The 22,871-nt window shown below is 66.8% G+C and carries 23 protein-coding genes; 10 read left to right on the forward strand and 13 right to left on the reverse strand.

Going from position 1 to position 22,871, the window contains the following annotated elements:
- The first annotated feature begins 57 nt into the window (after window positions 1–57).
- Both AO057_RS02990 and recQ read left to right on the forward strand, forming a co-directional pair.
- The gene (locus AO057_RS02990) at window positions 58–453 is read left to right on the forward strand and encodes a rhodanese-like domain-containing protein (protein ID WP_057674237.1); all 396 of its coding nucleotides are present in this window, start codon (window positions 58–60) and stop codon (window positions 451–453) included.
- Window positions 454–2,298, forward strand: a complete 1,845-nt coding sequence (gene recQ / locus AO057_RS02995; protein ID WP_057674238.1) for a DNA helicase RecQ — start codon at window positions 454–456, stop codon at window positions 2,296–2,298.
- A gap of 30 nt (window positions 2,299–2,328) precedes the next feature.
- Here recQ and AO057_RS03000 read toward each other — a convergent pair whose 3' ends face one another.
- Together AO057_RS03000 and AO057_RS03005 are read right to left on the reverse strand one after the other, a co-directional pair.
- The gene (locus tag AO057_RS03000; RefSeq protein ID WP_057674239.1) at window positions 2,329–2,628 is read right to left on the reverse strand and encodes a hypothetical protein; all 300 of its coding nucleotides are present in this window, start codon (window positions 2,626–2,628) and stop codon (window positions 2,329–2,331) included.
- A 178-nt stretch (window positions 2,629–2,806) separates the two neighbouring features.
- Entirely contained in the window at window positions 2,807–5,137 is a 2,331-nt protein-coding gene (locus AO057_RS03005) for an ATP-binding protein (RefSeq protein ID WP_057674240.1), read from the reverse strand.
- A 213-nt stretch (window positions 5,138–5,350) separates the two neighbouring features.
- Here AO057_RS03005 and AO057_RS18395 point away from each other — a divergent pair, with 213 nt between their 5' ends.
- A complete protein-coding gene (locus AO057_RS18395) occupies window positions 5,351–5,479 on the forward strand; it encodes a hypothetical protein (RefSeq protein WP_256380078.1) in 129 nt (42 codons plus the stop codon).
- Between the two features lie 10 nt (window positions 5,480–5,489).
- Here the strand turns inward: AO057_RS18395 and AO057_RS03010 are convergent, their stop codons facing one another.
- From AO057_RS03010 to modA, 3 genes are read right to left on the reverse strand one after another with little or no spacing between them, the layout of a single operon-like run.
- Window positions 5,490–6,647 (reverse strand): ABC transporter ATP-binding protein, encoded by a 1,158-nt coding sequence (locus AO057_RS03010; protein WP_057674241.1) that lies wholly within the window; start codon window positions 6,645–6,647, stop codon window positions 5,490–5,492.
- The gene (gene modB, locus AO057_RS03015; protein ID WP_057674242.1) at window positions 6,647–7,327 is read right to left on the reverse strand and encodes a molybdate ABC transporter permease subunit; all 681 of its coding nucleotides are present in this window, start codon (window positions 7,325–7,327) and stop codon (window positions 6,647–6,649) included. Before modB ends, AO057_RS03010 begins: the two co-directional genes overlap by 1 nt.
- A gap of 30 nt (window positions 7,328–7,357) precedes the next feature.
- Window positions 7,358–8,176 (reverse strand): molybdate ABC transporter substrate-binding protein, encoded by an 819-nt coding sequence (gene modA, locus AO057_RS03020; protein ID WP_057674243.1) that lies wholly within the window; start codon window positions 8,174–8,176, stop codon window positions 7,358–7,360.
- A 189-nt stretch (window positions 8,177–8,365) separates the two neighbouring features.
- Here modA and AO057_RS03025 point away from each other — a divergent pair, with 189 nt between their 5' ends.
- Complete coding sequence (locus AO057_RS03025) at window positions 8,366–10,246, forward strand: phosphoenolpyruvate carboxykinase (GTP) (protein WP_057674244.1); 1,881 nt, start codon at window positions 8,366–8,368, stop codon at window positions 10,244–10,246.
- An 85-nt stretch (window positions 10,247–10,331) separates the two neighbouring features.
- Here the strand turns inward: AO057_RS03025 and AO057_RS03030 are convergent, their stop codons facing one another.
- Window positions 10,332–10,943, reverse strand: coding sequence for a DUF6776 family protein (locus AO057_RS03030; RefSeq protein ID WP_156404456.1), 612 nt, complete (start codon window positions 10,941–10,943; stop codon window positions 10,332–10,334).
- Window positions 10,944–11,149: 206 nt separating this feature from the next.
- On the reverse strand, window positions 11,150–11,671 hold the full coding sequence (locus AO057_RS03035; protein WP_205629990.1) for a hypothetical protein: 522 nt from the start codon (window positions 11,669–11,671) through the stop codon (window positions 11,150–11,152).
- Window positions 11,672–11,789: 118 nt separating this feature from the next.
- Here AO057_RS03035 and AO057_RS03040 point away from each other — a divergent pair, with 118 nt between their 5' ends.
- Window positions 11,790–12,749, forward strand: a complete 960-nt coding sequence (locus AO057_RS03040) for a LysR family transcriptional regulator (protein WP_057674246.1) — start codon at window positions 11,790–11,792, stop codon at window positions 12,747–12,749.
- An 87-nt stretch (window positions 12,750–12,836) separates the two neighbouring features.
- The gene (locus tag AO057_RS03045) at window positions 12,837–13,259 is read left to right on the forward strand and encodes a universal stress protein (RefSeq protein WP_057674247.1); all 423 of its coding nucleotides are present in this window, start codon (window positions 12,837–12,839) and stop codon (window positions 13,257–13,259) included.
- Between the two features lie 17 nt (window positions 13,260–13,276).
- Here AO057_RS03045 and AO057_RS03050 read toward each other — a convergent pair whose 3' ends face one another.
- Window positions 13,277–14,050, reverse strand: coding sequence for an EAL domain-containing protein (locus AO057_RS03050; RefSeq protein ID WP_057674248.1), 774 nt, complete (start codon window positions 14,048–14,050; stop codon window positions 13,277–13,279).
- Between the two features lie 28 nt (window positions 14,051–14,078).
- Window positions 14,079–14,927: a M14 family murein peptide amidase A gene (locus tag AO057_RS03055; RefSeq protein WP_082605388.1), complete on the reverse strand. Its 849-nt coding sequence runs from the start codon at window positions 14,925–14,927 to the stop codon at window positions 14,079–14,081.
- Window positions 14,928–14,970: 43 nt separating this feature from the next.
- On the opposite strand from AO057_RS03055, the gene AO057_RS03060 reads away from it, so the two are divergent.
- On the forward strand, window positions 14,971–15,489 hold the full coding sequence (locus AO057_RS03060; RefSeq protein ID WP_057674249.1) for a flavin reductase family protein: 519 nt from the start codon (window positions 14,971–14,973) through the stop codon (window positions 15,487–15,489).
- Window positions 15,490–15,502: 13 nt separating this feature from the next.
- A complete protein-coding gene (locus AO057_RS03065; protein WP_057674250.1) occupies window positions 15,503–16,399 on the forward strand; it encodes a DMT family transporter in 897 nt (298 codons plus the stop codon).
- Window positions 16,400–16,418: 19 nt separating this feature from the next.
- Here AO057_RS03065 and AO057_RS03070 read toward each other — a convergent pair whose 3' ends face one another.
- The gene (locus tag AO057_RS03070; protein ID WP_082605389.1) at window positions 16,419–17,417 is read right to left on the reverse strand and encodes a tripartite tricarboxylate transporter substrate binding protein; all 999 of its coding nucleotides are present in this window, start codon (window positions 17,415–17,417) and stop codon (window positions 16,419–16,421) included.
- A gap of 105 nt (window positions 17,418–17,522) precedes the next feature.
- Between AO057_RS03070 and AO057_RS03075 the strand changes: the two genes are divergently transcribed.
- A complete protein-coding gene (locus tag AO057_RS03075) occupies window positions 17,523–17,876 on the forward strand; it encodes a TfoX/Sxy family protein (RefSeq protein WP_057674251.1) in 354 nt (117 codons plus the stop codon).
- Here the strand turns inward: AO057_RS03075 and AO057_RS03080 are convergent.
- Both AO057_RS03080 and AO057_RS03085 read right to left on the reverse strand, forming a co-directional pair.
- Window positions 17,873–19,123, reverse strand: coding sequence for a CaiB/BaiF CoA transferase family protein (locus tag AO057_RS03080; RefSeq protein WP_057674252.1), 1,251 nt, complete (start codon window positions 19,121–19,123; stop codon window positions 17,873–17,875). The two genes, AO057_RS03075 and AO057_RS03080, sit on opposite strands and share 4 nt — an antisense overlap.
- 267 nt (window positions 19,124–19,390) lie before the next feature.
- Window positions 19,391–20,587: an acyl-CoA dehydrogenase gene (locus AO057_RS03085; protein WP_057674253.1), complete on the reverse strand. Its 1,197-nt coding sequence runs from the start codon at window positions 20,585–20,587 to the stop codon at window positions 19,391–19,393.
- A gap of 158 nt (window positions 20,588–20,745) precedes the next feature.
- Between AO057_RS03085 and AO057_RS03090 the strand changes: the two genes are divergently transcribed.
- Window positions 20,746–21,645, forward strand: coding sequence for a LysR substrate-binding domain-containing protein (locus tag AO057_RS03090; RefSeq protein WP_057677148.1), 900 nt, complete (start codon window positions 20,746–20,748; stop codon window positions 21,643–21,645).
- Window positions 21,646–21,651: 6 nt separating this feature from the next.
- Here AO057_RS03090 and AO057_RS03095 read toward each other — a convergent pair whose 3' ends face one another.
- Window positions 21,652–22,800, reverse strand: a complete 1,149-nt coding sequence (locus AO057_RS03095; RefSeq protein ID WP_057674254.1) for a GGDEF domain-containing protein — start codon at window positions 22,798–22,800, stop codon at window positions 21,652–21,654.
- Window positions 22,801–22,871 lie beyond the last annotated feature (71 nt).

Raw genomic sequence — 22,871 nt, forward strand, 5'->3', positions numbered from 1 at the left:
AGAAAGGCTGGCCCGGCCAGCCCAGGGCCTGCCCAAAACCCGGGACAATAGAGCCCCATGAAACATCTTTTGCCCCGGGAAGCCTGGGAGTTCCTGCAGCAACAGCCAACGGCGCTGTTTCTCGACGTGCGCATGGAGATCGAGTCGCTTTATGTCGGTCGTCCGCCGGGTGTGGTCAATATTCCCTGGTACGAATACCCTCAGCTGACGCCGGATGCGGCGGCTTTCGTGGTGGCCGTGGAGCGCGAGGTCGGTGGCGACAAAAGCCGTCCCATGGTCCTGCTGTGCCGCAGCGGCAAGCGCACACTCGATGCCGGCCAGGCGCTGGCCCAGGCAGGCTACACCGAGGTCTACAACGTGCTGCACGGCTTCGAAGGCGACCTGGACGACCACTTCAAGCGCTCCACCCTCAACGGCTGGCGACACGATGGTCTGCCCTGGGAGCAGATGTAGTTGTCTCCCCCTCTGGATATCCTGCGCCGCGTCTTCGGCTACGAAGCCTTCCGCGGCCCGCAGCAGGCCATCATCGAACATGTCGTCGCCGGTGGCGACGCCCTGGTGCTCATGCCCACGGGCGGCGGCAAATCACTGTGCTACCAGGTGCCGGCCATCGCTCGCCAGCAGGCGGGCCATGGCACCGCCATCGTGGTCTCGCCCCTGATCGCCCTCATGCACGACCAGGTCGGCGCCCTGCACGAGGCCGGTGTCGAAGCGGCCTTCCTGAACTCCAGTCTCTCGGGTGAAGAGGCCGCGCAGGTCGAGAAGCGCCTGCTGCGCGGCGAGTTGACCCTGCTGTACGCGGCACCCGAACGTGTCACCACGCCACGTTTCCTGGCCCAGCTCGATGCGCTGGCCGAGCGCGGCCAGGTGGCCCTGTTCGCCATCGACGAGGCGCACTGTGTGAGCCAGTGGGGCCACGACTTCCGGCCCGAGTACCGCGCGCTCACCGTCTTGCACGAGCGCTACCCCGGCGTGCCGCGCATCGCGCTGACCGCGACGGCCGATGCGCTGACGCGCGCCGACATCCTGGAGCGCCTGCAGCTCGAAGAAGCGCAGCAGTTCGTCAGCAGCTTTGACCGGCCCAACATCCGCTACACCATCGTCGAGAAGAAGGATGCGCTGACGCAGCTGCTGCGTTTCATCGAACGCGAGCACGCGGGGGATGCCGGCATCGTCTACTGCCAGTCGCGCAAACGCGTGGAGGACGTGGCCCGGTCCCTGGTTGAAGCCGGCATCGCGGCCCTGCCCTACCACGCCGGCCTGGATCAAGCGGTGCGGCAGCAGAACCAGAACCGCTTCCTGCGCGAGGAAGGCCTGGTGATGGTGGCGACTATCGCCTTCGGCATGGGCATCGACAAGCCCGACGTGCGTTTCGTCGCCCACCTGGACATGCCCAAGAACATCGAGGGCTATTACCAGGAAACCGGTCGCGCCGGCCGTGACGGCGCCGCCGCCGACGCCTGGATGGCCTATGGCCTGCAGGACGTGGTGAACCAGCGCCGCATGATCGACGAAAGCCCGGCCGGTGAGGACTTCAAGCAGGTCATGCGCGGCAAGCTCGACGCCCTGCTGGCACTGGCCGAAGCGACCGATTGCCGCCGGGTGCGGCTGCTGGGCTACTTCGGCGAGAAAAGCGAGCCCTGTGGCAACTGCGACAACTGCCTGCATCCGCCGGCCGTGCAGGACGGCAGCGAACTGGCGCGCAAATTCCTGAGCTGCATCTACCGCGTGCAGCAGGCCAGTGGTATCAGCTTCGGCGCCGGCCACATGATGGACATCCTGCGCGGCAAGCAGACCGAAAAAGTGGCCCAGTACGGGCACGAGCAGCTCAGCACCTTCGGCATAACCAAGGAGGCCAGCGAGAGCGAGCTGCGAGCGGTGCTGCGCCAGCTGATCGCGATCGGCGCGGTGGCGGTGGACGGGGGCATGTTCAACACCCTGCGGCTGACCGACGGGTCCCGGGCGGTGCTCAAGGGGGAAGTGAAGGTGCAATTGCGGGAGTCGGTGGCAACGCCATCGGCCAAGCGCAGCCGCCGGGCCGGCGCGCTGGCCCCGGCAGCGCAAGCGCTGGGGGTGGATGACCAGGTGCGCTTCATCAACCTGAAGACCTGGCGCGCCGAGGTGGCGCGCGAACACAACCTGCCGGCTTATGTGATCTTTCACGACGCCACGCTGGCGGAGATTGCGCGGCGCCGCCCGCACACCCTGGAAGATCTGCAGGGCATCAGCGGCATCGGCGCCAAGAAGCTTGAAGCTTATGGCGCCGATGTGTTGAGGGTGGTGGCAGAAGGGGCTTGAAGGCCGTCTGCCGACGGCCTGGTTTCCCGCTCAGTGGCGGCGGAAGTTGCTTTCATAGGACATGGCCGCGGCGGACATGGTGTTCTGTAGGCGTTCGATGGCGCGGCTATGGCGCTGCATCTTGGAACTGTCGCACAGCTGCTGGCGGTGGTGCTGCATGAGCTTGTCGAACTTGGTGCGGCAGGGCTCCAGCACGCCGGCCAAGTGCAGGGCGATGTAGGCCACATGGTCCGCCTGGGTCTGGCGGAACTCGTCGGTCCACTGCTTGAAAAGCTGCCACTTGTAGGTGCCTTTTTCCGGCACTTTGATGATGTCTTTGCGCATGGTCATAAAGTCCTCTGCTGCGGGTCCAACGACTTCGGTGATCTTGCCGGGACCGTCCCGGCAGCCCATTCCGGCGCCCGCCATGGACCTATGACGCCTGAGCCATGTAAACGGTTGACATAGGCCTGCTGGACCAGGCCGACAGGCTGTATCCAGGCGCAACAAGTCCCTGGATTCCTGGGGGTTATTGCATGAAACCGACGCTGCGGCTTTCCCGCACTTCGGGCTTGATGCGGTGCTCGGCCTCGAGCTGTTCCAGGAATTCCAGCGCATCGAAACCGCCCCCCAGGATGCCGGCTTGACGCTGCACCGCAGCAAAATCACCCAGACAGAGCTGGTCCAGCAAGTCCAGCCGGTGCTGCAACTCGGGGCTGAGCTGATCGGCCTGACCACCCAGGGCCTCGGTCACGAACATGGCATGGCGCTGCTCGCGCGTCAGCGCCTTGAAGCGGATCTTGAAGGTGAAACGCCGCAGCGCCGCCTGGTCGATGCGGTCGAACAGGTTGGTGGTACAGATGAAAACCCCCTTGTGGCGCTCCATGCCTTGCAGCATCTCGTTGACCTCGGTCACCTCGTAGGTGCGCTGGGCACCGCGCCGGTCCTGCAAAAAGCTGTCGGCCTCGTCCAGCAGCAGCACGGCGTTCTCGGCCTCGGCCTCGGCGAACATGGCGGCCATGTTCTGCTCGGTCTCGCCGATGAACTTGCTGACCAGGTCGCTGGCCTGGCGGATCATCAGCGGCCGCCCCATCTGCTCGGCCAGGTGGGCAGCCAATGCCGTCTTGCCGCTGCCCGGCGGGCCGTAGAAGCACAGGCTGCCGTGGCCGCGCGTCTGCAAGGCCTGCACCATGCGCGGCAACTCGAAACGGCTCTCCACGTTCAGCAGGGCCAGGTCGTAGTGCGTGTCCTGCGGACGCGCCGGTACGTTTTCGCGCCGGCTGCCCAGAGCCAGGTCGGCATTGCGCAACTGCCGTTCGATCAGCGCCTCCAGCCCCCCCTGGGCGTTCGCCGCTTCGGGCGCCGGGACGACTAGGCCGGCAAAACGCACGGCGGTATGGATCTGGGCCGGGGTCAGCCCCTTGCGCGCCACCAGGCGGGCCACGAAGGCGTCGGACACGGCCACCCCCTCCAGGGCCCGGTGCACCAGCTGTTCGCGCGCACCTGGGGGCGGCGATTTCAGCTCCAGGTGGTAGGCAAAACGCCGGCGGAAGGCCGGGTCGATCTGCTCGATGCGGTTGGTCACCCAGACCGTGGGCACGGCGTTGGATTCCAGGATCTGGTTGACCCAGGCCTTGCCGCTGACGCTGCTGGACGCCGGTGCCCCGGACTTCTCGGCGCGCACCAGCAGCTGGGCCGCCTCGCTGGAGATGGGCGGGAAGACGTCTTCCACCTCATCGAACAGCAGGGCCGATTGCGCGCTGCCCTTGAGGAAGACCTGCGCGATCTGCAGCGAGCGGTAGCGCTCGCGCCCGCTGAGTGAATTGCCGTCGCGGTCCGCGTACTCCACTTCGAACAGCTCCAGCCCGGCGGCCTGAGCCGCCACCTTGGCCAATTCGGTCTTGCCGGTCCCCGGCGGGCCGTAGAGCAGCACGTTCACGCCCACCTCGCGCCGCGCCACGGCGTTGCGCAGCAGGGTGGTCAGCATCTGCGCCTCCTCGCCGACAAAGGCAAAGTCCTCCAGCGCCAGGCCGCTCTTGCTAGCCGGGCGGGTGAAAACGGCCATCAGCTCGGCCTGGTCGCGGTAGGCGCGCATGAGCACCGGCGGCAGCTTCTCGCTGACCTTCATCAGGTCGGCCAGGTCGGTGATGTTGTGCTCGGAGATCAGGTTGTCGACCAGGCCGATGCGCTCCAGCCGCGAGCCGGTGCGCAACGCCTCGCCCACCTCCTCGGCCTTGACGCCGGCCACTTCGGCGATGACGGCGTAGGCCTCGGCGGCATTGTTGACCTTGAACTCCACCAGCAGGCTGCGCAACTCGCGCTGGTAGCGCGTCAGCGTGCCGTAGAGCAGCAGCGCGCGCTCGGCCTGGTTGAGCTGCAGCAGCTTAGCGAGGGCGTCGATGTTCTTCTGCACCAGCGTCGACTGCTTCTTCAGGGTCTGGCGCAGCCAGTCGCCAGTGGCGCCCAGCACCGCCAGCAGATCACGCGGCTGGCTTTTGGCGTAGTCATCCAGGTAGAAGAACAGTGTGCCTTCCTCGTAAGGCCCGCGCCAGTCGCCGTAACGCGCCAGGAAGCCCTCCATGTCCAGGGTTTCGTGGCCGGTCCAGTGCTCGTTGCCCGCGCAGCGCCAGGCTAGGTAGTCACGCAGACGTTGCAGCACCGGCTGCGGCCAGACAAGGTGCCGGCCCGCCAGGTCGATCACGCCGTGCAGGTCGCGCCGCGCGTTGAAGGCGCCACCCATGCGGCTCACCAGGGTCAGCACGAAATGCGAACACATCAGGTCCAGCACCGGCGCATCGCGCAGGCCGGGTGAGGCCAGCAAGGGCCCGTATGCCTTGTCGATCGTCAATCGCTTGACCATGCAATGCCCTCCATCAGGACCTGCTCCCTGGACGCATTCACGATAGCGCAGACCACGACCGCTGGGAAGCCCCGCCCGGCCATGACCGCCCGGCCGGATGGCGCTTGACTTTCGCGCCGCTGCAGTACACGCTTGCCGGTTGACGGCCTCGGGTCTACCGCGCGCACCATGTAAAATGCGCGCAGTCGATTACCCGTCTATTGAGGAAACACCATGTCCCACAAGCCGTCCCCGTCCGCTGATCCGATCGAAAGCATCGTGCACTCCATCCCGGTCGTGATTCCGGTGCTCGGCGCCCTGATGATCTTCCTGCTGGCCTTCATCGCCGTCTTCATGGCCTGAGCCCGGCGCCTCAGCCGCCCGTGCGCTGAGGCATGATGTGGATCCCCTGCCGGGGGATCTGCACCAGCAGCTTTCCCCCCACGCCCGATCCCAGTCGCCGCAGTTGAGCGGTCGACAGGTTGAGCGTCAGCTTTTCCGAAGACAGGCCTTCGGGCACCAGCGCGCACAGGCTGGTTTCGCCCAGGGCCAACACCTCCACCAGTGTGCACAACAGCCGGTTGTGCGTATCGTCAGCCAGCGCGGCCGCATCCGGCAAGAGCACATCCACGTGCTCGCCTGCCAGCACCCAGGTCACCGCCACGCCATCGTCCAGGCGGTGCTTGTCGATCACCTGCAGATCCAGCCCGGCGCCATCCCGGCCCTCCCAGCGCAACACACCCCGGTCACCCGGCTGGCGCAGGAAGCGGCCGCGGAAATGGTTCTGGATGCCCACCAGATCGGCCACGCGGGCATTGCGTGGGCTGGAAAACACGCGCTCCGGCGGTCCGCTTTGCAGGGTGGCCCCGGCATCGACGATCACGACGCGATCGGCCAGGCGGCGCGCTTCCGACAGATCGTGCGTGACCAGCACCATGGGGGTGGAGACCTGCTGGCGCAGCGCGGCGAGTTCGCGGTACAGCGTCTGGCGCGTCGGCGCGTCCACGGCGGAAAAAGGCTCGTCGAGCAGCAGCACGCCGCCCTGCTCGACACGGCCATCCTGCGGCCGCAGGATGCGGCGCAGGGCCCGGGCCAGCGCCACGCGCTGCTGCTGGCCGCCCGAGAGCTGGGCCGGCCGCCGCTGCTCCAGCCCGGCCAGGCCGAGCCGCTCGAACAGGGCACGCAAGGAGGCGTCCTGCCGGATGTCCAGGCTGGACGGGCAGGCCACGGCCACGTTCTCCAGCGCAGTGAGATGCGGAAACAGGGCGTAGTGCTGGAACACCAGGCCCACGCGGCGCTGTTGCGGTGTCAGGTGGATGCCACGCGAACTGTCGAACCAGAACCGATCCCCGACCTGGACTGTGCCCTGCAGTTGCGGCGCGCGCAGCAGACCAGCGACCGCGCGCAATAGCGAGGTCTTGCCGCTGCCCGAAGGGCCGACCAGCGCAATCAGTTCCCCGGCGGCACACTCGAACTCGGCCGCCAGCGGCATCGGCGCCTGGTTCTGCAGCCGGACCTGGAGCCTGCCCATCAACGCTCCTGCAAGGTGCGCGCCGCCGCCTGGCGCCGGTCCGCTGCAAAGACCAGCGCCAGCGCCAGCAGCGAGAACAGCACCAGCGCCAGGGCCATGCCGTGGGCGCCAGCCAGGTCGAAGGCCTGGACCCGGTCATAGATGGCCACGCTCAGGGTGCGCGTCTCGCCCGGGATGCTGCCGCCCACCATCAGCACCACGCCGAATTCGCCCAGGGTGTGCGCCACCGTCAGCGCCACACCGGCCAGCAGGCCGGGCCAGGCCAGCGGCAGCTCGATGCGCCAGAAGGTCTGCCACACACTCAGGCCCGAGACCCAGGCCGCCTCGCGCAGGCTGTGCGGCAAGGCGGCAAAGGCACGCTGGATGGGCTGCACCATGAAAGGCAGGTTGACCAGCACACTGGCCAGCAACAATCCCTCGAAACTGAACACCAGGCGCAGGTTCAGCGTCGAGCCCAGCCAGGCACCGAGCGCCGAGCCCTGGCCGAAGACCAGCAGCAGGTAAAAACCGATCACCGTGGGGGGGAGCAGCAGCGGCAACATGAGCAGCGCCTCCACCAGCGGCTTGCCACGCCAGGCACTCAGCGCCAGCCAGCGCGCCAGCCACAGGCCCGGCGGCAGCAGCAGCAGCGCAGTGGCCGCGGCGAGCAGCAGGGAGACGCGGGCGGCCTGGTAGTCCATGCGCCGATTATGTCCGCGGGCTCTGCGCCATCAGACGGTGAAGCCGTAACGCCGGAACACTGCCTGGGCAGCGGGCGTCTGCAGATAGTCATACAGGCGCTGGGCACCGGGTGGCGCATCCCTCAGCAGCACCATGCGCTGGCGCATGGGCTGGTGCAGGCTTTCCGGAAGCAGGATGGTCCGGACCTGGCGTGCCACTTCCGGGGCCAGCGCCAGGGCCTGCGCGGTGATGCCGGCCTGGGCGGCGCCGGTTGTGACGAACTGGGTGGCCTGGGCGATGTTCTCGCCCAGCACCAGTCTGGTTTTTGCCAGGCTCCACACACCCAGCTTCTCCAGTGCTTGCTGGGCGGCCCGCCCATAGGGCGCATGCTCGGGGTTGGCGATGGCGAACTTGCCGACCTGGGACCATCCCGCCTGCAAGCCCTTGAGTTCCGGGTCCAGTTGCAGCGTCGAGGCCGCCGGCACGATCAGCGCGATCCGCCCCAGGCCGTAGACAGCACCGCGATCCGCCAGCCCGTCCGGCAGACGCCGCGTCAGACCCGCCTCGGCCAGCTGCAGGACCCAGCTCTCGTCAGCCGACATGAAAAGATGCACCGGCAACCCCTGCCGGATCTGGCGCGCAAAGTTGCCGGACGATCCAAAACTGGCCTCGACCCTGAGGCCCGTTTCCCTCTGGAAGGTCTCCAGCAGCTGAGCCAGTACAAACTTCAGGTCGCTGGCTGCAGCAACGCGCAGCACGGGCGGGTTGGCCCAGCTCGGCCGCACCGCCAGACCCAGGGCCAGCAGCCCCAGGCAGTGCCGCCGCCGCAGGCCCGGGCTTGCTTTGGAAGTCTGTTTTTGATGAGGCATAAAGTTATGCATGTTTTGCATGGATTTCGGCTGTAACCCGGATGTAACCCGGGATCCACTTCATACAATGGCCCGCACAGCGGTGCCAGCCGCCTCTTGAGGCCCTTGGTGCCAGGCATTTTCCGGCAGTTGCGGGCCACCCCTCGCGGGCCGGTTTCGAAGAGATCACCATAACCAGGAGCCTAATCCATGAATTCCCCCGTGATGCAGGGCCTACACCTCAATGCACCGAGCCATGTGAAACACGCCCGGCTGCTGGCCTGGGTGGCCGACATGGCCGCCCTGTGCAAGCCCGACGCCATCTACTGGTGCGACGGCAGCGACGAAGAGTACCAGCGCCTGTGCGAGCAACTGGTCCAGGCCGGCACGTTCACCAGGCTCAACGAAGCCAAGCGCCCCAACAGCTTCCTGTGCCGCTCCGACGCCAGCGACGTGGCGCGCGTGGAAGACCGCACCTTCATCTGCTCGGCCCGCAAGGACGATGCCGGCCCGACCAACAACTGGGTCGAGCCGACCGAGATGCGTGCGCTGCTGCAGTACGGCAAGGCCGATGGCACGCCCGCCCTCTTCAACGGCTGCATGAAGGGCCGCACCATGTACGTGGTGCCCTTCTCCATGGGCCCGCTGGGCAGCGACATCGCCCACATTGGTGTCGAACTCTCCGACAGCGCCTACGTGGCCGTCAACATGAAGCTCATGACACGCATGGGCAAGCCCGTCTTCGAGGTGCTGGGCACGGACGGCGATTTCGTGCCGGCCATGCACACCGTGGGCGCGCCGCTGCAGCCGGGCCAGCAGGACAGCAAGTGGCCCTGCAACCAGACCAAGTACATCGTGCACTACCCCGAAACGCGCGAGATCTGGTCCTACGGTTCCGGCTACGGCGGCAACGCGCTGCTGGGCAAGAAGTGCTTCGCGCTGCGCATCGCCTCCAACATGGGCCGCGACGAAGGCTGGCTGGCCGAGCACATGCTGATCCTGGGCGTGACCAGCCCCAAGGGCAAGAAGTACCACGTGGCCGCCGCCTTCCCCAGCGCCTGCGGCAAGACCAATTTCTCCATGCTGGTCCCGCCGACGGGCTTCGAGGGCTGGAAGGTCACCACCATCGGTGACGACATTGCCTGGATCAAGCCGGGCAAGGATGGCCGCATGTACGCCATCAACCCGGAAGCCGGCTACTTCGGCGTGGCCCCCGGTACCAACTACAAGACCAACCCGAACTGCATGGAATCGCTCAAGAGCGATGTGATCTACACCAACGTCGCTCTGACCGACGACGGCGATGTCTGGTGGGAAGGCATGGACGGCGCGGCGCCGGCCCACGCCATCGACTGGCGGGGCTTGGACTGGACACCCCAGATCGCCAAGGAAACCGGCGCCAAGGCGGCCCACCCGAATTCGCGTTTCACCGTGGCCGCCACCAACAACCCGGCCCTGGACCCCGAATGGGACAACCCCAAAGGCGTGACCATCGACGCCTTCATCTTCGGTGGTCGCCGTTCCAACACCGTGCCGCTGGTGACCGAGGCCCGCAACTGGGTGGAAGGCGTCTACATGGCCGCCACCATGGGTTCGGAAACCACGGCGGCCATCATCGGCCAGCAGGGCGTGGTGCGCCGTGACCCGTTTGCCATGCTGCCCTTCACCGGCTACCACATGGGTGACTACTTCCAGCACTGGCTCAACCTGGGCGAGAAGGTTGCCGCGCAGGGCGGCCGCCTGCCGTCCATCTTCACGACCAACTGGTTCCGCAAGGGTGAGGACGGCAAGTTCGTCTGGCCCGGCTACGGCGAGAACATGCGCGTGCTCAAGTGGATGATCGACCGCATCGAGGACGAGGTCCAGGGCAAGGAGCACTTCTACGGCCTGACCCCGAGCTACGACGAAGTCAACTGGAAGGGCCTGGACTTCACGCCCGAGCAGTTCCACGCTGTGACCAGCATCGACAAGCAGCTCTGGCTCAGCGAGCTCAAGCTGCACGACACGCTGTTCGAGCAGATCGATGCACGCCTGCCCAAGGCCCTGCGCGATACACGCCAGCGCATCGAAAAGCTGCTGACCGCCGGCTGATCCGGCTGCCGCCGGCAAGTAAAAAGCCACCGCGAGCGGTGGCTTTTTTACAGGGTGCGTCAGCCAGCGGCTGGCTGGCCGGCCTTCAGTTCTGCTCTGGTGGCGCCACGCTGACGCCCCGGCTGGCGCGGACGTTTCCGGAAGGCTCGCGCAGCCTGAGCGCGACCGCCTCGGGCACCAGGCCTGGCGGCAGCTGGATCTTGCCTTCGGTCTTGATGTACCGCCCGACCCGCATCTGGGCGTTGCCCGCGGTTCGCTGCCCCGCGGGGGGGTACTCCCATAGCGTGGGACGCCCCTCCAGGGTTCCCTGGACCAGGAACTCCAGCGTGCCCTCATAAAGGCGCCCCTCGTTGGAAATGGTGAACTCGTAGCGCAACTGGCCCGGAACGGCGTTGTCGCGTACGACCTGGAATGCCTGGATGTCCAGGCCTTCGAGCTTGCGCAACTCCATCACATCCGGCTTCGCTGCGGCCGGGATGCTGCGCTCCGGCTGTGCCGCTTTCTGCGGGTCCCCGGGCTGGGGTGCAGACACGGCGACTGGGGCCGACCCGGCCACCCGCTGCCGGTACCGCTCGAAAAGAATCCCCGCGTAGAACAGCGCCGCACAGACCAGCACCAGGCCGGCCATCCTGAACCCGCCCAGCACCATGGCTTTCCAGCGTGGCAGGGGTTCGTTGATCACGATACTCGGCGGCATTTGCGCAAACAAGGTCCGGCCGATAGAAAAGGGCATGCCCATGTGTTTATGAATCTCTAGTTTACAGACGAGACACTCGCTTCCCATCCTGGCTATGCAGCCCGATTATCACCGGGAGCTTGCCCCTGCACATGAGAAAAAGCCACCGCATGCGGTGGCTTTTTCTTGCGGCCCATGGCCGCGCGCTGCGGTAGACCGGCCTGGTCTTACTCGTTCCAGATGCGATTCGTCAGGCGTGCGACGCGACCCGCAGCAGCGTAATTCACCACCGGGACCACCGTCTCGCTGGCCACGGCATCTTCGGCGTCATCCTGGACGCGGCTGGCTGCCGCCTGGATATCGGCCATCACGCGGGGGTCCTTGCGGGCCAGATCCCACAGACGCTCGTCGGCACGGCGACGGGCCAGGCCTTGCGACCAGCCGTCCAGGCCGACCATGACGCGGCCAGCCAGGCTGCGCGCCGTCGGGGCCAACAGGGCCAGGGCCGCAAAACCGATCACCCACATCAGCACCCAGGCGGCCAGCAGGTGACCATCCGCCCAGGTTTCCATGAGCTGGTCAGCCACCACCACCAGGGTCGCCACCATGGCGGCCAACAGCACGCCGGCCAAGCCGCGTGTCGCGTCCAAGCCCTTGCGCAGGATGCCGGCGCTGTGCATCACACGCTCCATGCGCTCCACGCCCGGATGACGGGTCGGGTACTCAAGGTGTACGAAACTGTTGTTCATGGTGAACCTCCTGGTTGAGATCTTTGCTGCAATGCGGGAATGTTAGGGTTTTTACTACTGTTGTTCAACTTTATATTAATGATGAGCGTCATTCATGATGGTGATATATTATCTCCCCATGGCTGAACTCAACTTCCGCACCCTGGATCTGAATCTGCTGCGTGTGTTCAACGAGGTCATGACCGAGCGCAGCCTGACCAAGGCAGCCAGCAAGCTAGCACTCACTCAACCAGCCGTCAGCAACGCACTGCGCCGTCTGCGTACCGTACTGGGCGACGAACTCCTGCGCCGCAGCGGCCAGGGCCTGGAGCCCACGCCGCGCGCCCTGGCCTTGTGGCCGACGGTGCAGCAGGCCCTGCAGGCTTTGCAGGAGACGCTGGCGCCGGGCAACTTCGTGCCCGGTCAGGCCAACACCACCTTCGTGCTGGCCATGGCCGACGCCACGGCCGCCGAACTGATCCCCGGCCTGATCGCCGTCATCGACCGCGAGGCCCCGGGCGTGACCATCCGCGTGGTGCCGCTGACCACGCGCGATCCGCGCCGTCTGCTCGACGAGGAGGCAGCCGACCTGGCCATCGGCTACTTTCCGGCCGTGCTGGCCTCACTGACGGCCCAGGCCCAGGCCGGTGAGACCGTGGCCTTCGAGCACCAGCGCCTCTACCTCAGCAACTATGTCTGCGTGATGCGGCGCGACCATCCCCTGGCCCGCGAGGAGCTGACGCTGGACCGTTATTGCGCAGCGCGCCACCTGCTGGTCAGCTTCTCGGGCCGGCCCTACGGCTTCATCGACGAGGCGCTGGCCGGACTGGGTCGGCAACGCCACATCGTGCTTACCGTCAACCAGTTCTTCACAGCCGGCCGCGTGGTGGCGACGTCCGATCTGCTGACCGTGCTGCCGCGGCATTTCGTGAGCGTGACCGGCATCGCCGACCAGCTGGTGCTGCGCGAATTGCCCTTCAAGGTCCCGGCCGTGCACGTCGATGCGCTATGGCACCGGCGCCTGCAGCACAGCGGCGCGCACGCGTGGCTGCGCGAGGTGCTCGCGCACCTGCCGCAACAGCGTCGGCAGGACGAATAAGTATTACCCCTTCTTTTTGACCAGGGTCAATCGGTCGTACGATCGGCCCGATAAACTCCGGTACACCGAAAAGAAAGGAAATCCCCCATGAAAATTCTTCTGGCCGTTGATGGCAGCGAGTACACCAAGAAGATGCTGGCCTACCTGACCACGCATGACAGCCTGTTCAGCGCAGACAACAGCTACACCATTTTTACGGCCCAGCCCCAGTTGCCCCCCCGTGCGCGCGCGGCTGTCGGCAAGGAAATCGTCGACAAGTACCACACCGAAGAAGCCGAGAAGATCGTGGGCCCGGTGTCCAAGTTCCTCGCCCGCCATGGCATCGAGGCCAAGAGCCAGTGGAAGGTCGGCCATGCCGGCGAGACCATCGCCAAGGCTGCCGAGTCCGGCAAGTTCGACCTGGTCGTCATGGGCTCGCACGGCCACAGCGCCCTGGGCAATCTGGTGCTGGGGTCGGTCGCCACGCAGGTGCTGGCGCACTGCTCGGTGCCCGTGCTGCTGGTGCGCTGAGCCGCACCCGCCAGCCGTCACCGGCCAAACGCGGCAGGTGACGGCAGCTCCGCCAGGGACCGGAACGCCGGCCTGGCGAAGTAATACCCCTGGAAGAGTTCCACCCCGAGATCCTGCAGCGCCAGGTACTCCTCGCGCGTCTCGATGCCCTCGGCAATCACCTGGATGGAAAGCTCACGGCAGACCGCCATCATGCCCCGCACGATGGCCTGTCGCCGCCGGTCGTGATCGATCCCGCGGATCAGCGCCATATCCAGCTTGATCAGATCGGTCTGGATCTCCGCCAGCAGGTTCAGGCCCGCATGCCCCGCGCCGAAATCGTCCAGTGCCGTCAGGAAGCCTCGCTCCTTGTAGTGGCGCACGATGTTGCGCACATGGCCCAGGTCGGTGATGTACTCGTTCTCCGTGAACTCGAAAATGATCTGCCGGATCGGAAAGTTGTACGTTTCGGCCGCCTCGATCGTGGTGCGTATGCACAGCTCGGGCCGGTACACCGCGTTGGGCATGAAGTTGATGCTGATCAGCGAGGGCACCTGCAGTTCGGCCGCCAGCTGGATGGCCTTGACGCGGCAGGCCTGGTCGAAGGCATACCGGTTGTCTTCGTTGACATGCTGGAAGACCTGGGCGGCCGGTTCTCCCTGCAGGCCGCGCACCAGCGCCTCCTGCGCATAGACGGTCTGCGTGCTGGCGTGCACGATGGGCTGGAAGGCCATGGCGAAATCGAAGCCCAGGCCGGCCCCGGCCGCACATTCGGCACAGCCGATCTTGCGGAAGTTCTTCTGTTCAAGCATGACAACACGGCTCCAGGGTCTTGCCCATTCAACGTTGCAGGGTGCTCTGGGCGCCGTCCGCCATGGCGCCCGCCCAGGTCACGCCCATCCATTGCCTCAAATCTTGCCACATACGCTGGATCTCCACGTTGCGCGGGGTCAGCAAGGCGCTGGGCAGCTCGATCGTCACCACGGGCATGCCCTTGTGCACGCCACCGTAGTGGCCCAGCGAGCCGGGGAAGATGCCCACCTGGTCCAGGTAGAGCCGTCCCAGGCGACGCGGTGGCTCGATCGGGCCGTCGAAATCCAGCACACCATAAGGCGCGTGGATGCTGACGATCAGGTTGGGCTTGAAGCGCTGCATCTCGTCGTGCAGGTAACGGCTCTCGGGCTCGCTCAGCGGCGTCTTGCCCGGCCAGCGGCGCGGGTCCTTGCGGGTGCGCTTTTCCCAGTAGAAGGCCGCATCGCGCTCCCAGTTGGGCGTGGGGAAATTGCGGTTGAGGTCGACACCATTGGCATTGACGCGGCGCGCCGGCTTGTCGAAGAGGCCGTCGGGGTTGAGCGCGGGGATGAAACGCCAGTGGATGGGCTCGTTCGCGTCCTGGGCCAGCCGGATCCAGTGCAGCGCCACCGAAGCCGATGACAGCTCGTCGCCATGCATGCCGCCGATCACCAGCACGCGCAGGCGCGCCGTGGCAGGCTGCACGTCGCGCGTGTAGATCATCCGGCCCTTGACGCTGCGGCCCTCGCTGACTTGAAGGCCAGCGGCCTGGCACAGGGCCCAGCTCACGTTCGGCAGACGGGCGTAAAACTCGTCGCACGCCCGGTCAGCAGCGCGCACGCCATCGACCAGCAACAGCGGCACGGTCGCGGCCGCCATCCATTTCCAGAAACGCATGCCGGCATTCTATGGCGCCCCCGATTTCAGGTAAATTGCACGGATGTCAGTTTCCTCCCCGGGCTCGCGCGCCCGCCCGCCGAGCTTCACCCAGGCCGAGTTCCGAGCCGCCCTGGGCATGTTTGCCACCGGCGTCACCATCGTCACCGCGCGCGCAGCCAACGGCAAGCTCGTCGGCCTGACGGCCAACTCCTTCAACTCGGTCTCCCTGAACCCGCCACTGGTACTCTGGAGCCTGGCGCACGCAGCCGCCTCCATGGCCGTGTTCAGCACCGGTTCGCATTACGCCATCAACGTGCTGGCCGCCGACCAGCAGGCCCTGGCCCAGCGCTTCGCCACCAAGGGCGTGGACCGCTGGGCCGGGGTAGACCACAGCGAAGGCCTGGCCGGCGCCCCGCTGCTGGCCGGTGCCGCCGCCACCTTCGAATGCTTCAATCGCAGCCGTTATGAAGAGGGCGACCACGTGATCTTCGTCGGCGAGGTCGAACGCTGCACGCACCGGGCCGACGCCTCCCCGCTGCTCTTCCACGGCGGCAGGTTCTACGCCGAACACCCCCTCTGACCCCACGCCAGCGATGATGCAACGCAAGGACCACCTCGATGGCCTGGCCGCCGGCGTCCTGCTGGCCTGCTGCATGTTCTGGGGTTTTCAGCAGGTGCTGGTGAAAGCCACCCTGCCGGAGCTGCCGCCCATCTTCCAGGCCGCCTTGCGCTTCGTCGGCGCCACCGCCTTGCTGATGCTCTGGTGCCGCTGGCGCGGCGTGGCCCTGTTCGCACGCGACGGCACGCTGGGGCCCGGCCTGCTGGCCGGCGCGCTGTTTGCCGGCGAGTTCGCCTGCCTCTACATCGGCCTGCAACACACCACGGCCTCGCGCCTGACCGTCTTCCTCTACACCTCACCCTTCTGGGTGGCCCTGGTGCTGCCCCTGCTGGTGCACGCCGAACGCCTGCGCACCGTCCAGTGGTTCGGCCTGCTGCTGGCCTTCGTCGCCCTGGTGTTCGCCATGCGCGAGAGCTTTGTCGCGCCAACGACCGAAGGGCAGCTGCTCGGCGACCTGCTGGCGCTGGCCGCCGGCCTGTCCTGGGGCATGACGACCGTGACCATCCGCGCCAGCGCATTGGTGCGCAGCTCTCCCGAGAAACTGCTGTTCTACCAGGTGGCCGTGAGCGCGGCCGTGCTGCCGCTGCTCTCGCTGGTCCTGGGTGAAACCTGGACCTGGCAGTTCAGCCCCTTCGCCATCACTTCGCTGCTGCTGCAGACGGTGGTGGGCGCCTTTGCCAGCTACCTGGTGTGGATGTGGATGCTGGGGCGCTACCCGGCAACGAAGATTTCCGCCTTCGCCTTTCTCACGCCCCTGTTCGCGCTGCTGTTTGGCGCGCTCTGGCTCGGCGAGCCGCTCACGCCCAGCCTGCTGGCCGCCATGGCCCTGGTGGCCGTGGGCATCGTGCTGGTGAACCGCAGGACGGCTTGATGCCGCCCCGCGGGCCCGCTCAGATCTTGCCGGCCGCCTTGAGGCGGTCGATCGTCGCCTTCTCGGCCGCGAAGGTGCGCTCGGCGTAGGCCGTGTACTCGGCCGTGCTCATGTAGATCGATGGCATGTAGAACTTGTCCAGCGTGTCGATCACGCGCTGGTCCTCCAGCGTTCTGCGGAAAGCATCGTGCAGGACCTTGACCAGGGCCGGGTCCATGTTCTTCGGGCCGCCGATACCGAAGGGCGACTCGGTCACCGTGTCCCAGCCGCTTTCCTTGACCGTCGGCACGTCGGGGAAGGCCTTGTTGCGCTTGCTGCCCAGCGTGGCCAGCAGGTTCAGCTTGCCGGCGACGACGTGAGGCGCGAACTCGGTGGTGCCGCTCATGAGCGGGATGTGGCCGCCCAGGATGGCTTGCAGGATCTCGGCCGAGCCCTTGTAGGGGATGTCCTGCAGCACGATGCCGGCCTTGGATGCGAACTCCTCGATGGCCAGGTGCGGCGTGGTGCCGGTACCGGTGTGGCCGTAGTTGACCTTGCCGGGATTGGCCTTGGCATAGGCCACCATTTCCTTGAGCGTCTTGTAGGGTGCATCGGGGCGCGCGGCCAGGCCGAAGGTATAGCCGGTCAGACAGACGATGTGCGTGATGTCCTTGACCGGGTCGAAGCTGGTCTTCTGCATGTGCGGGATGCGGTAGATGCCCAGCGGCAGCTGCGTGAGCGTGTAGCCGTCGGGCTTGGCCTGCACCATGGCCGCCGCCCCCAGCGTGCCGCCGGCGCCCGGCTTGTTCTCGACGATCACCGTGCCGCCCAGGGCGCGGCCCGCTGCCTCGGCAAAAGCGCGCATCACCGCATCGCTGCTGCCGCCCGTCGGCCAGGGTGCGATCAGCGTGATGGGGCGGTTGGGAAACTTGTCCTGCGCGAGCGCCCAGGGGCTGACGAGCGCCGGCGCGGCGGCCAGTGCGGCGCTGCGTGTCATGAGCTGGCGGCGGGTCAGGGAGCGCTTGAGGGGTGCTGTCATGTCTGTCTCCTGTTTGTTGGAATGGCCTTCGGATTGTGATCCGGCTGGTGCGGGAAAACTGTCGCCTAGGTGCAGGCCGGGCCCGTCGCCGTTATAGTCCAGCGCATGCCACGTCGCAACGAGTTTCTGGCCCTGGTCCTGGACCTGATGGCGGCCTTGGGCGTCATCTCCTCACGCGCCATGTTCGGCGGCCACGGCCTGTACTGCAATGGCCTGTTCATCGCCATCGTCACCGGTGACAAGCTCTATTTCAAGGCCGACGCCCAGAGCCAGCCCCGCTTCGAATCCGCCGGCCTGCAGCGCTTCCAGTACACGGCGCGCGGCAAACCGGTGCAGTTGATGTATTACGCAGCCCCGGCCGAGGTCTACGAGAGCCCCCAGGCCATGGCCGAATGGGGCCAGCTCGCCCTGGCCGCTGCGGTGCGGGCGCGCCGACCGGCACGGAAAAAACTGAACTAGACGATGCCGCTGGCGCGCAGCGCCGCAATGCGTCCGGCGTCCAGTCCCAGGCCTGCCAGCACCTCCTCCGTGTGCTCACCCAGCGCCGGCGGCGCACGGTGCAGCACCGGCGGCGTGGCGCTCAGGCGCAAGGGGCTGGCCACGCTGCGGATCGTCGGCACGCCTTCGGCGGCCACGGCCTGCGGCGAGCGGGGCTGCTCGATGGCCAGGCCGCGCGCCTGCACTTGTGCATCCGCAAAGGCCTGGCCGATGTCGTTGATCGGACCGCAGGGCACGGCCTTGTGCTCCAGCGCGGCAATCCATTCGGCCGTGCTGCGCGTGCGCGTGATGGCCTCCAGCTGCGGCACCAGATCGGCGCGGTGCAACACGCGCTGCGTGTTGCTGGCGTAGCGCGCATCCTGCGCCAGTTCGGGCCGGCCCGCCACCTCGCAGAAGCGCGTGAACTGCCCGTCGTTGCCGATGGCCAGCAGCATGGCGCCATCCTTCGTCGGCATGTCCTGGTAGGGCACCAGGCTGGGGTGGCTGTTGCCCTGGCGCTGCGGTACCCGTCCGGTGTTGAGGAAACCGCCGGCCTGGTTGGCCAGGATGGCCATGCCCACATCCAGCAGGGACATGTCGATGTGCTGGCCCTCGCCCGTGCGGTGCCGCACTTCCAGCGCTGCCAGGATGGCGGTCGATGCGTAGACCCCCGTGAAGATGTCCGTCAGCGCCACGCCCACACGCTGCGGGCCGCCGCCGGGCACCTCGTCCGGGCGGCCGGTGATGCTCATCATGCCGCTCATGGCCTGCACCATCAGGTCGTAGCCCGCGCGCTCGGCATAGGGGCCGTCCTGGCCAAAGCCGGTGACCGAGCAGTAGATGAGTTTCGGGTTGACTTGCTTGAGGCTCGCGTAATCCAGCCCGTAATGCGCCAGGCCGCCGACCTTGAAGTTCTCCACCAGCACATCGCTCTGCTCGGCCAGCTGGCGGATCAAGGCCTGGCCTTCCGGCTTGGCGATGTCCACCGTGATGGAGCGCTTGTTGCGATTGGCGCAGGTGTAATAGGCCGCGTGCTCAGTGTCGTTCCCCTGCGCGTCCTTCAGGAAGGGCGGGCCCCAATGGCGCGTGTCGTCACCGGCGCCGGGGCGCTCGATCTTCACCACGTCGGCACCCAGGTCGGCCAGGATCTGGGTGCACCAGGGGCCGGCCAGGACACGGGACAGGTCCAGCACCTTGATGTGCGGTAGGGCGGCGGGTTTGTTGCTCATGGTTCTGTCCTTCTTGCTGACGTAGCACCTGCCATGTGGGTGACTGCCGGGGGCCTCATAGGCGCTGCGCTTTGCCAAATCGGCCCCCGGCAGTCACCCACATGGCGAGAGGGGAAGTTTCTTCCAGGCGACGCGCCAAATACCTTCGCTGCTGAAGCGGGGCAGGGGTGGCGGCCGATTTGGCAAAGCGCAGCGCCTATGAGGCCGCCGCCCCTGCCCCGCTTCAGCGCCAGGACGTCTCTGCACGAAGCCAGCAAAAACCCAAACTCAGTTCGCAAACGCGGCAATGCCCGTCTGCGCGCGGCCCAGGATCAGCGCGTGGATGTCGTGCGTGCCCTCATACGTGTTGACCACCTCCAGGTTCACCAGGTGGCGGGCCACGCCGAATTCGTCGGAGATGCCATTGCCGCCCATCATGTCACGCGCCAGGCGCGCGATGTCCAGCGCCTTGCCGCAGGAATTGCGCTTGAGGATGGAGGTGATCTCCACCGCGGCCGTGCCCTCGTCCTTCATGCGGCCCAGGCGCAGGCAGCCCTGCAGGCCCAGGCTGATTTCGGTCTGCATGTCGGCCAGCTTCTTCTGGATCAGCTGGTTGGCCGCCAGCGGGCGGCCGAACTGCTTGCGGTCCAGCACGTACTGGCGCGAACGGAACCAGCAGTCCTCGGCCGCACCCAGCGCGCCCCAGGCGATGCCGTAACGCGCCGAGTTCAGGCAGGTGAAGGGGCCCTTGAGGCCTTGCACTTCGGGGAAGGCGTTTTCTTCGGGCACGAAGACGTTGTCCATCACGATCTCGCCGGTGATGGAGGCGCGCAGGCCCACCTTGCCGTGCACGGCCGGGGCGCTCAGGCCCTTCATGCCCTTCTCCAGCACGAAACCGCGGATCGGGCCGACGGCGCCGCTCTCGCTGACCTCCTTGGCCCAGACCACGAAGACATCGGCGATGGGGCTGTTGGAGATCCACATCTTGCCGCCGGTGAGCTTGTAGCCGCCGGCGGTCTTCTGCGCACGCGTGATCATGGAGTTGGGGTCGGAGCCGTGGTCGGGCTCGGTCAGGCCGAAGCAGCCGATCCACTCACCCGTCGCCAGTTTGGGCAGGTACTTCTGCTTCTGCGCCTCGCTGCCGAACTCGAAGATCGGCACCATCACCAGCGAAGACTGCACGCTCATCATGGAGCGGTAGCCGGAATCGACGCGCTCGACCTCACGCGCGATCAGCCCGTAAGCCACGTAGTTCAGGCCCGGGCCGCCGTATTGCTCGGGGATGGTGGGGCCCAGCAGGCCCAGCTCACCCATCTCACGGAAGATGGTGGGGTCGGTCTTCTCGTGGCGGAAGGCCTCCAGCACGCGGGGCGCCAGCTTGTCCTGGCAATAGGCGGCGGCGGCATCGCGCACCATGCGCTCGTCGTCGCTGAGCTGCTGGTCCAGCAGGAAAGGATCGTTCCAGTGAAAGGTGGCGTTGGCCATGGTGGGTACTCCAGAAATCTGCCGCCATCGTAGCCGCCCCAGCCACCCCGGGCAAACGAAAAGTGGGCATCCAGACATGAGTTGAATGCATATATAAACCCGGCAAGCCACTTGAAACCACTCAGGCGGAGCGGCCAGTTGTGTATATTTCGCACACCATGCGCCGCAAGATCCCTTCGTTGCAAGCCCTGGCCTGCTTCGACGCCGCCGCCCGCCACGAGAGCTACACGCGCGCCGCGCAGGAGCTGGCCTTGACCCAGAGCGCGGTGTCGCGCCAGATCGCTGCGCTGGAAGACTACCTGGGCATTGCGCTGTTCCGGCGCACGCGCCACGGCGTGGCGCTCACCCTTGGCGGCGCCGACTACGCGCGCCAGATCGCGCCGCGCCTGCAGGCGCTGGAGCGCGACACCCTGGACGCCATGTCGCGCCAGGGCACGGCTGGCAGCATTTCACTGGCCGCGGTGCCGACCTTCGCCACCCGCTGGCTCATGCCGCGTCTGCCGCAACTGGCGAACTCGCATCCCGAACTGGTGGTGCACATCGAAACGCGCACCCGCCCCTTCCTCTTCGCGGATACCGGCTTCGACGCCGCGCTCTATTCAGGCACAGCCGAGCAGGTGGCCAACTGGGCCGGCACGCGCGCCACCGCACTGATCGAGGAAGAAGTGGTGCCGGTCTGCGCACCGGCCCTGCTGGGCGGGCGCAAACGGCTGCAGCCCCGGGATCTGACCGGCTTGCCGCTGCTGCAGCAAAGCACCCGCCCCGAAGCCTGGCGCCAGTGGTTCGAGGCCATGGGCGTGGAAGCCCCCGCCGCGCTGTCTGGCCCACGCTATGAGCTGTATTCGATGACGGCCGCGGCTGCCGCGCAGGGTCTGGGCCTGGCCCTGGTGCCGCGGCTGCTGATCGAGCCGGAACTGGCGCGCGGCGAACTGGTGGTCGCCTGCCCGCGGCCCCTCAAGAGCGGGCGCACCTACTGGCTGGTGCTGCCGGATCGCGGCGAGCCGCGCCCGGCACTGGCGGCCTTCGCCGCCTGGCTGCAGCAAGCTGCAAAAGGCTGAAACCCCTCAGAGCTCTTCCACCCGGTTGCGCCCGTTCTGCTTGGCCAGATAGAGCGCGCGGTCGGCCGCGCCGATCATGTCGTCGCGCTCATTGCCAGAGGACAGCTCCAGCGCGTGCAGCCCGATGCTGATGGTCATCTTGAGGGACTGCCCGTCGACACCAGAAAAACGCGCCTGCGCCACCGCCGCGCGCAGGTCTTCAGCCAGGGCCTGTGCCCCAACTGCATCGGTATCGGGCAGGATGGCAATGAACTCCTCGCCGCCCCAGCGGCCCACGAGGTCCTGCGCACGCAGACGTTCCCGCAGGCACCCGGCCACGTCCCGCAGCGCCTGGTCGCCTGAAAGATGGCCGTGGGTATCGTTGATCTGCTTGAAATAATCGATGTCGATGAGCAGCAGGGCCAACGGTCGCTGGCTGCGCCGCGCCAGCGCGATCTGCTGGGTCAGGACCTGCTGGATGGAGCGCCGGTTGCTCAGGCCGGTCAGGTCGTCCTGCATGGCCAGGGTGTGGTTGCGCACATCCGCCTGCTCCTTGGTCATCAGCACCAGGCCCATGGCGATGAGCACGATGATCAGGGTGGACATCAGGACGCTGAAGGCATGGGCCGGATGGGAAGCGGTGACCTGGTTCAGATCCACCTGTCCGGACAGGGCGGCCACGAAGCGCAGCAACAAGGCGAGGATGATCATCACCAGGCCGGCCACCACGAAATACTGTCCGCCCCCCGGTGTCGCATGGCGCCGCGCGATGATCAGCTGCAGCAGCACCAGGGACTGGAAACTCAGCAGCAGGGTGGCCAGCTGGGGGCGGGCCTGCGGATGGTTCATCAGCAACGTCACGAGCAGCGGCATCGCCAGCACCGGGCCCCAGATCAGCCAGCGCCGCGCAGGCCGCTGCTGGAACTCGCACAGACCCTCGGCAAACAGGGCAAAGGTGGCCACCAGCAGGGTGTTGGCCAGTACCACGGAGAGCCAGTCGCTGATCTGGCCGCGCAAGGCGAACAGCAGGTAGGTCAGCGTCTGCGCCCCCATGGCCCAGGCCCACCAGACCATGCCGTCGCGGCGCGAGCGACGCGCCACGATCCCCAGGCCGATGCCCAGGACCGCTGTGACAAGGATGTTGACCAGCAGCAAGGTGGGCGTATGCATCTGCATCGCTCCATTATTGCGAAAGTCCTCCCTCCACGCCATGACCGGATGCTCTGGCCCGGCCGGGCGCGACGAAG

The organism is Curvibacter sp. PAE-UM (assembly GCF_001432305.1).
In the GTDB taxonomy this organism is placed as follows: domain Bacteria; phylum Pseudomonadota; class Gammaproteobacteria; order Burkholderiales; family Burkholderiaceae_C; genus Hylemonella.

Coding starts and splice junctions, on each gene's coding strand:
- AO057_RS03050 (WP_057674248.1), bottom strand. CDS start 14,050: ATGCTTGAACAGAAGAACTTCCGCAAGATCGGCTGTGCCGAATGTGCG.
- AO057_RS03080 (WP_057674252.1), bottom strand. CDS start 19,123: ATGAGCAACAAACCCGCCGCCCTACCGCACATCAAGGTGCTGGACCTG.
- AO057_RS03005 (WP_057674240.1), bottom strand. CDS start 5,137: ATGGTCAAGCGATTGACGATCGACAAGGCATACGGGCCCTTGCTGGCC.
- modA (WP_057674243.1), bottom strand. CDS start 8,176: ATGCCTCATCAAAAACAGACTTCCAAAGCAAGCCCGGGCCTGCGGCGG.
- AO057_RS03075 (WP_057674251.1), top strand. CDS start 17,523: ATGCCACGTCGCAACGAGTTTCTGGCCCTGGTCCTGGACCTGATGGCG.
- modB (WP_057674242.1), bottom strand. CDS start 7,327: ATGGACTACCAGGCCGCCCGCGTCTCCCTGCTGCTCGCCGCGGCCACT.
- AO057_RS03090 (WP_057677148.1), top strand. CDS start 20,746: ATGCGCCGCAAGATCCCTTCGTTGCAAGCCCTGGCCTGCTTCGACGCC.
- AO057_RS03085 (WP_057674253.1), bottom strand. CDS start 20,587: ATGGCCAACGCCACCTTTCACTGGAACGATCCTTTCCTGCTGGACCAG.
- AO057_RS03060 (WP_057674249.1), top strand. CDS start 14,971: ATGTCAGTTTCCTCCCCGGGCTCGCGCGCCCGCCCGCCGAGCTTCACC.
- AO057_RS03045 (WP_057674247.1), top strand. CDS start 12,837: ATGAAAATTCTTCTGGCCGTTGATGGCAGCGAGTACACCAAGAAGATG.
- AO057_RS03070 (WP_082605389.1), bottom strand. CDS start 17,417: ATGACAGCACCCCTCAAGCGCTCCCTGACCCGCCGCCAGCTCATGACA.
- AO057_RS03010 (WP_057674241.1), bottom strand. CDS start 6,647: ATGGGCAGGCTCCAGGTCCGGCTGCAGAACCAGGCGCCGATGCCGCTG.
- AO057_RS03065 (WP_057674250.1), top strand. CDS start 15,503: ATGATGCAACGCAAGGACCACCTCGATGGCCTGGCCGCCGGCGTCCTG.
- AO057_RS03055 (WP_082605388.1), bottom strand. CDS start 14,927: ATGCGTTTCTGGAAATGGATGGCGGCCGCGACCGTGCCGCTGTTGCTG.
- AO057_RS03025 (WP_057674244.1), top strand. CDS start 8,366: ATGAATTCCCCCGTGATGCAGGGCCTACACCTCAATGCACCGAGCCAT.
- AO057_RS03000 (WP_057674239.1), bottom strand. CDS start 2,628: ATGACCATGCGCAAAGACATCATCAAAGTGCCGGAAAAAGGCACCTAC.
- AO057_RS03095 (WP_057674254.1), bottom strand. CDS start 22,800: ATGCAGATGCATACGCCCACCTTGCTGCTGGTCAACATCCTTGTCACA.
- AO057_RS02990 (WP_057674237.1), top strand. CDS start 58: ATGAAACATCTTTTGCCCCGGGAAGCCTGGGAGTTCCTGCAGCAACAG.
- AO057_RS03030 (WP_156404456.1), bottom strand. CDS start 10,943: ATGCCGCCGAGTATCGTGATCAACGAACCCCTGCCACGCTGGAAAGCC.
- AO057_RS18395 (WP_256380078.1), top strand. CDS start 5,351: ATGTCCCACAAGCCGTCCCCGTCCGCTGATCCGATCGAAAGCATCGTG.
- AO057_RS03035 (WP_205629990.1), bottom strand. CDS start 11,671: ATGAACAACAGTTTCGTACACCTTGAGTACCCGACCCGTCATCCGGGC.
- AO057_RS03040 (WP_057674246.1), top strand. CDS start 11,790: ATGGCTGAACTCAACTTCCGCACCCTGGATCTGAATCTGCTGCGTGTG.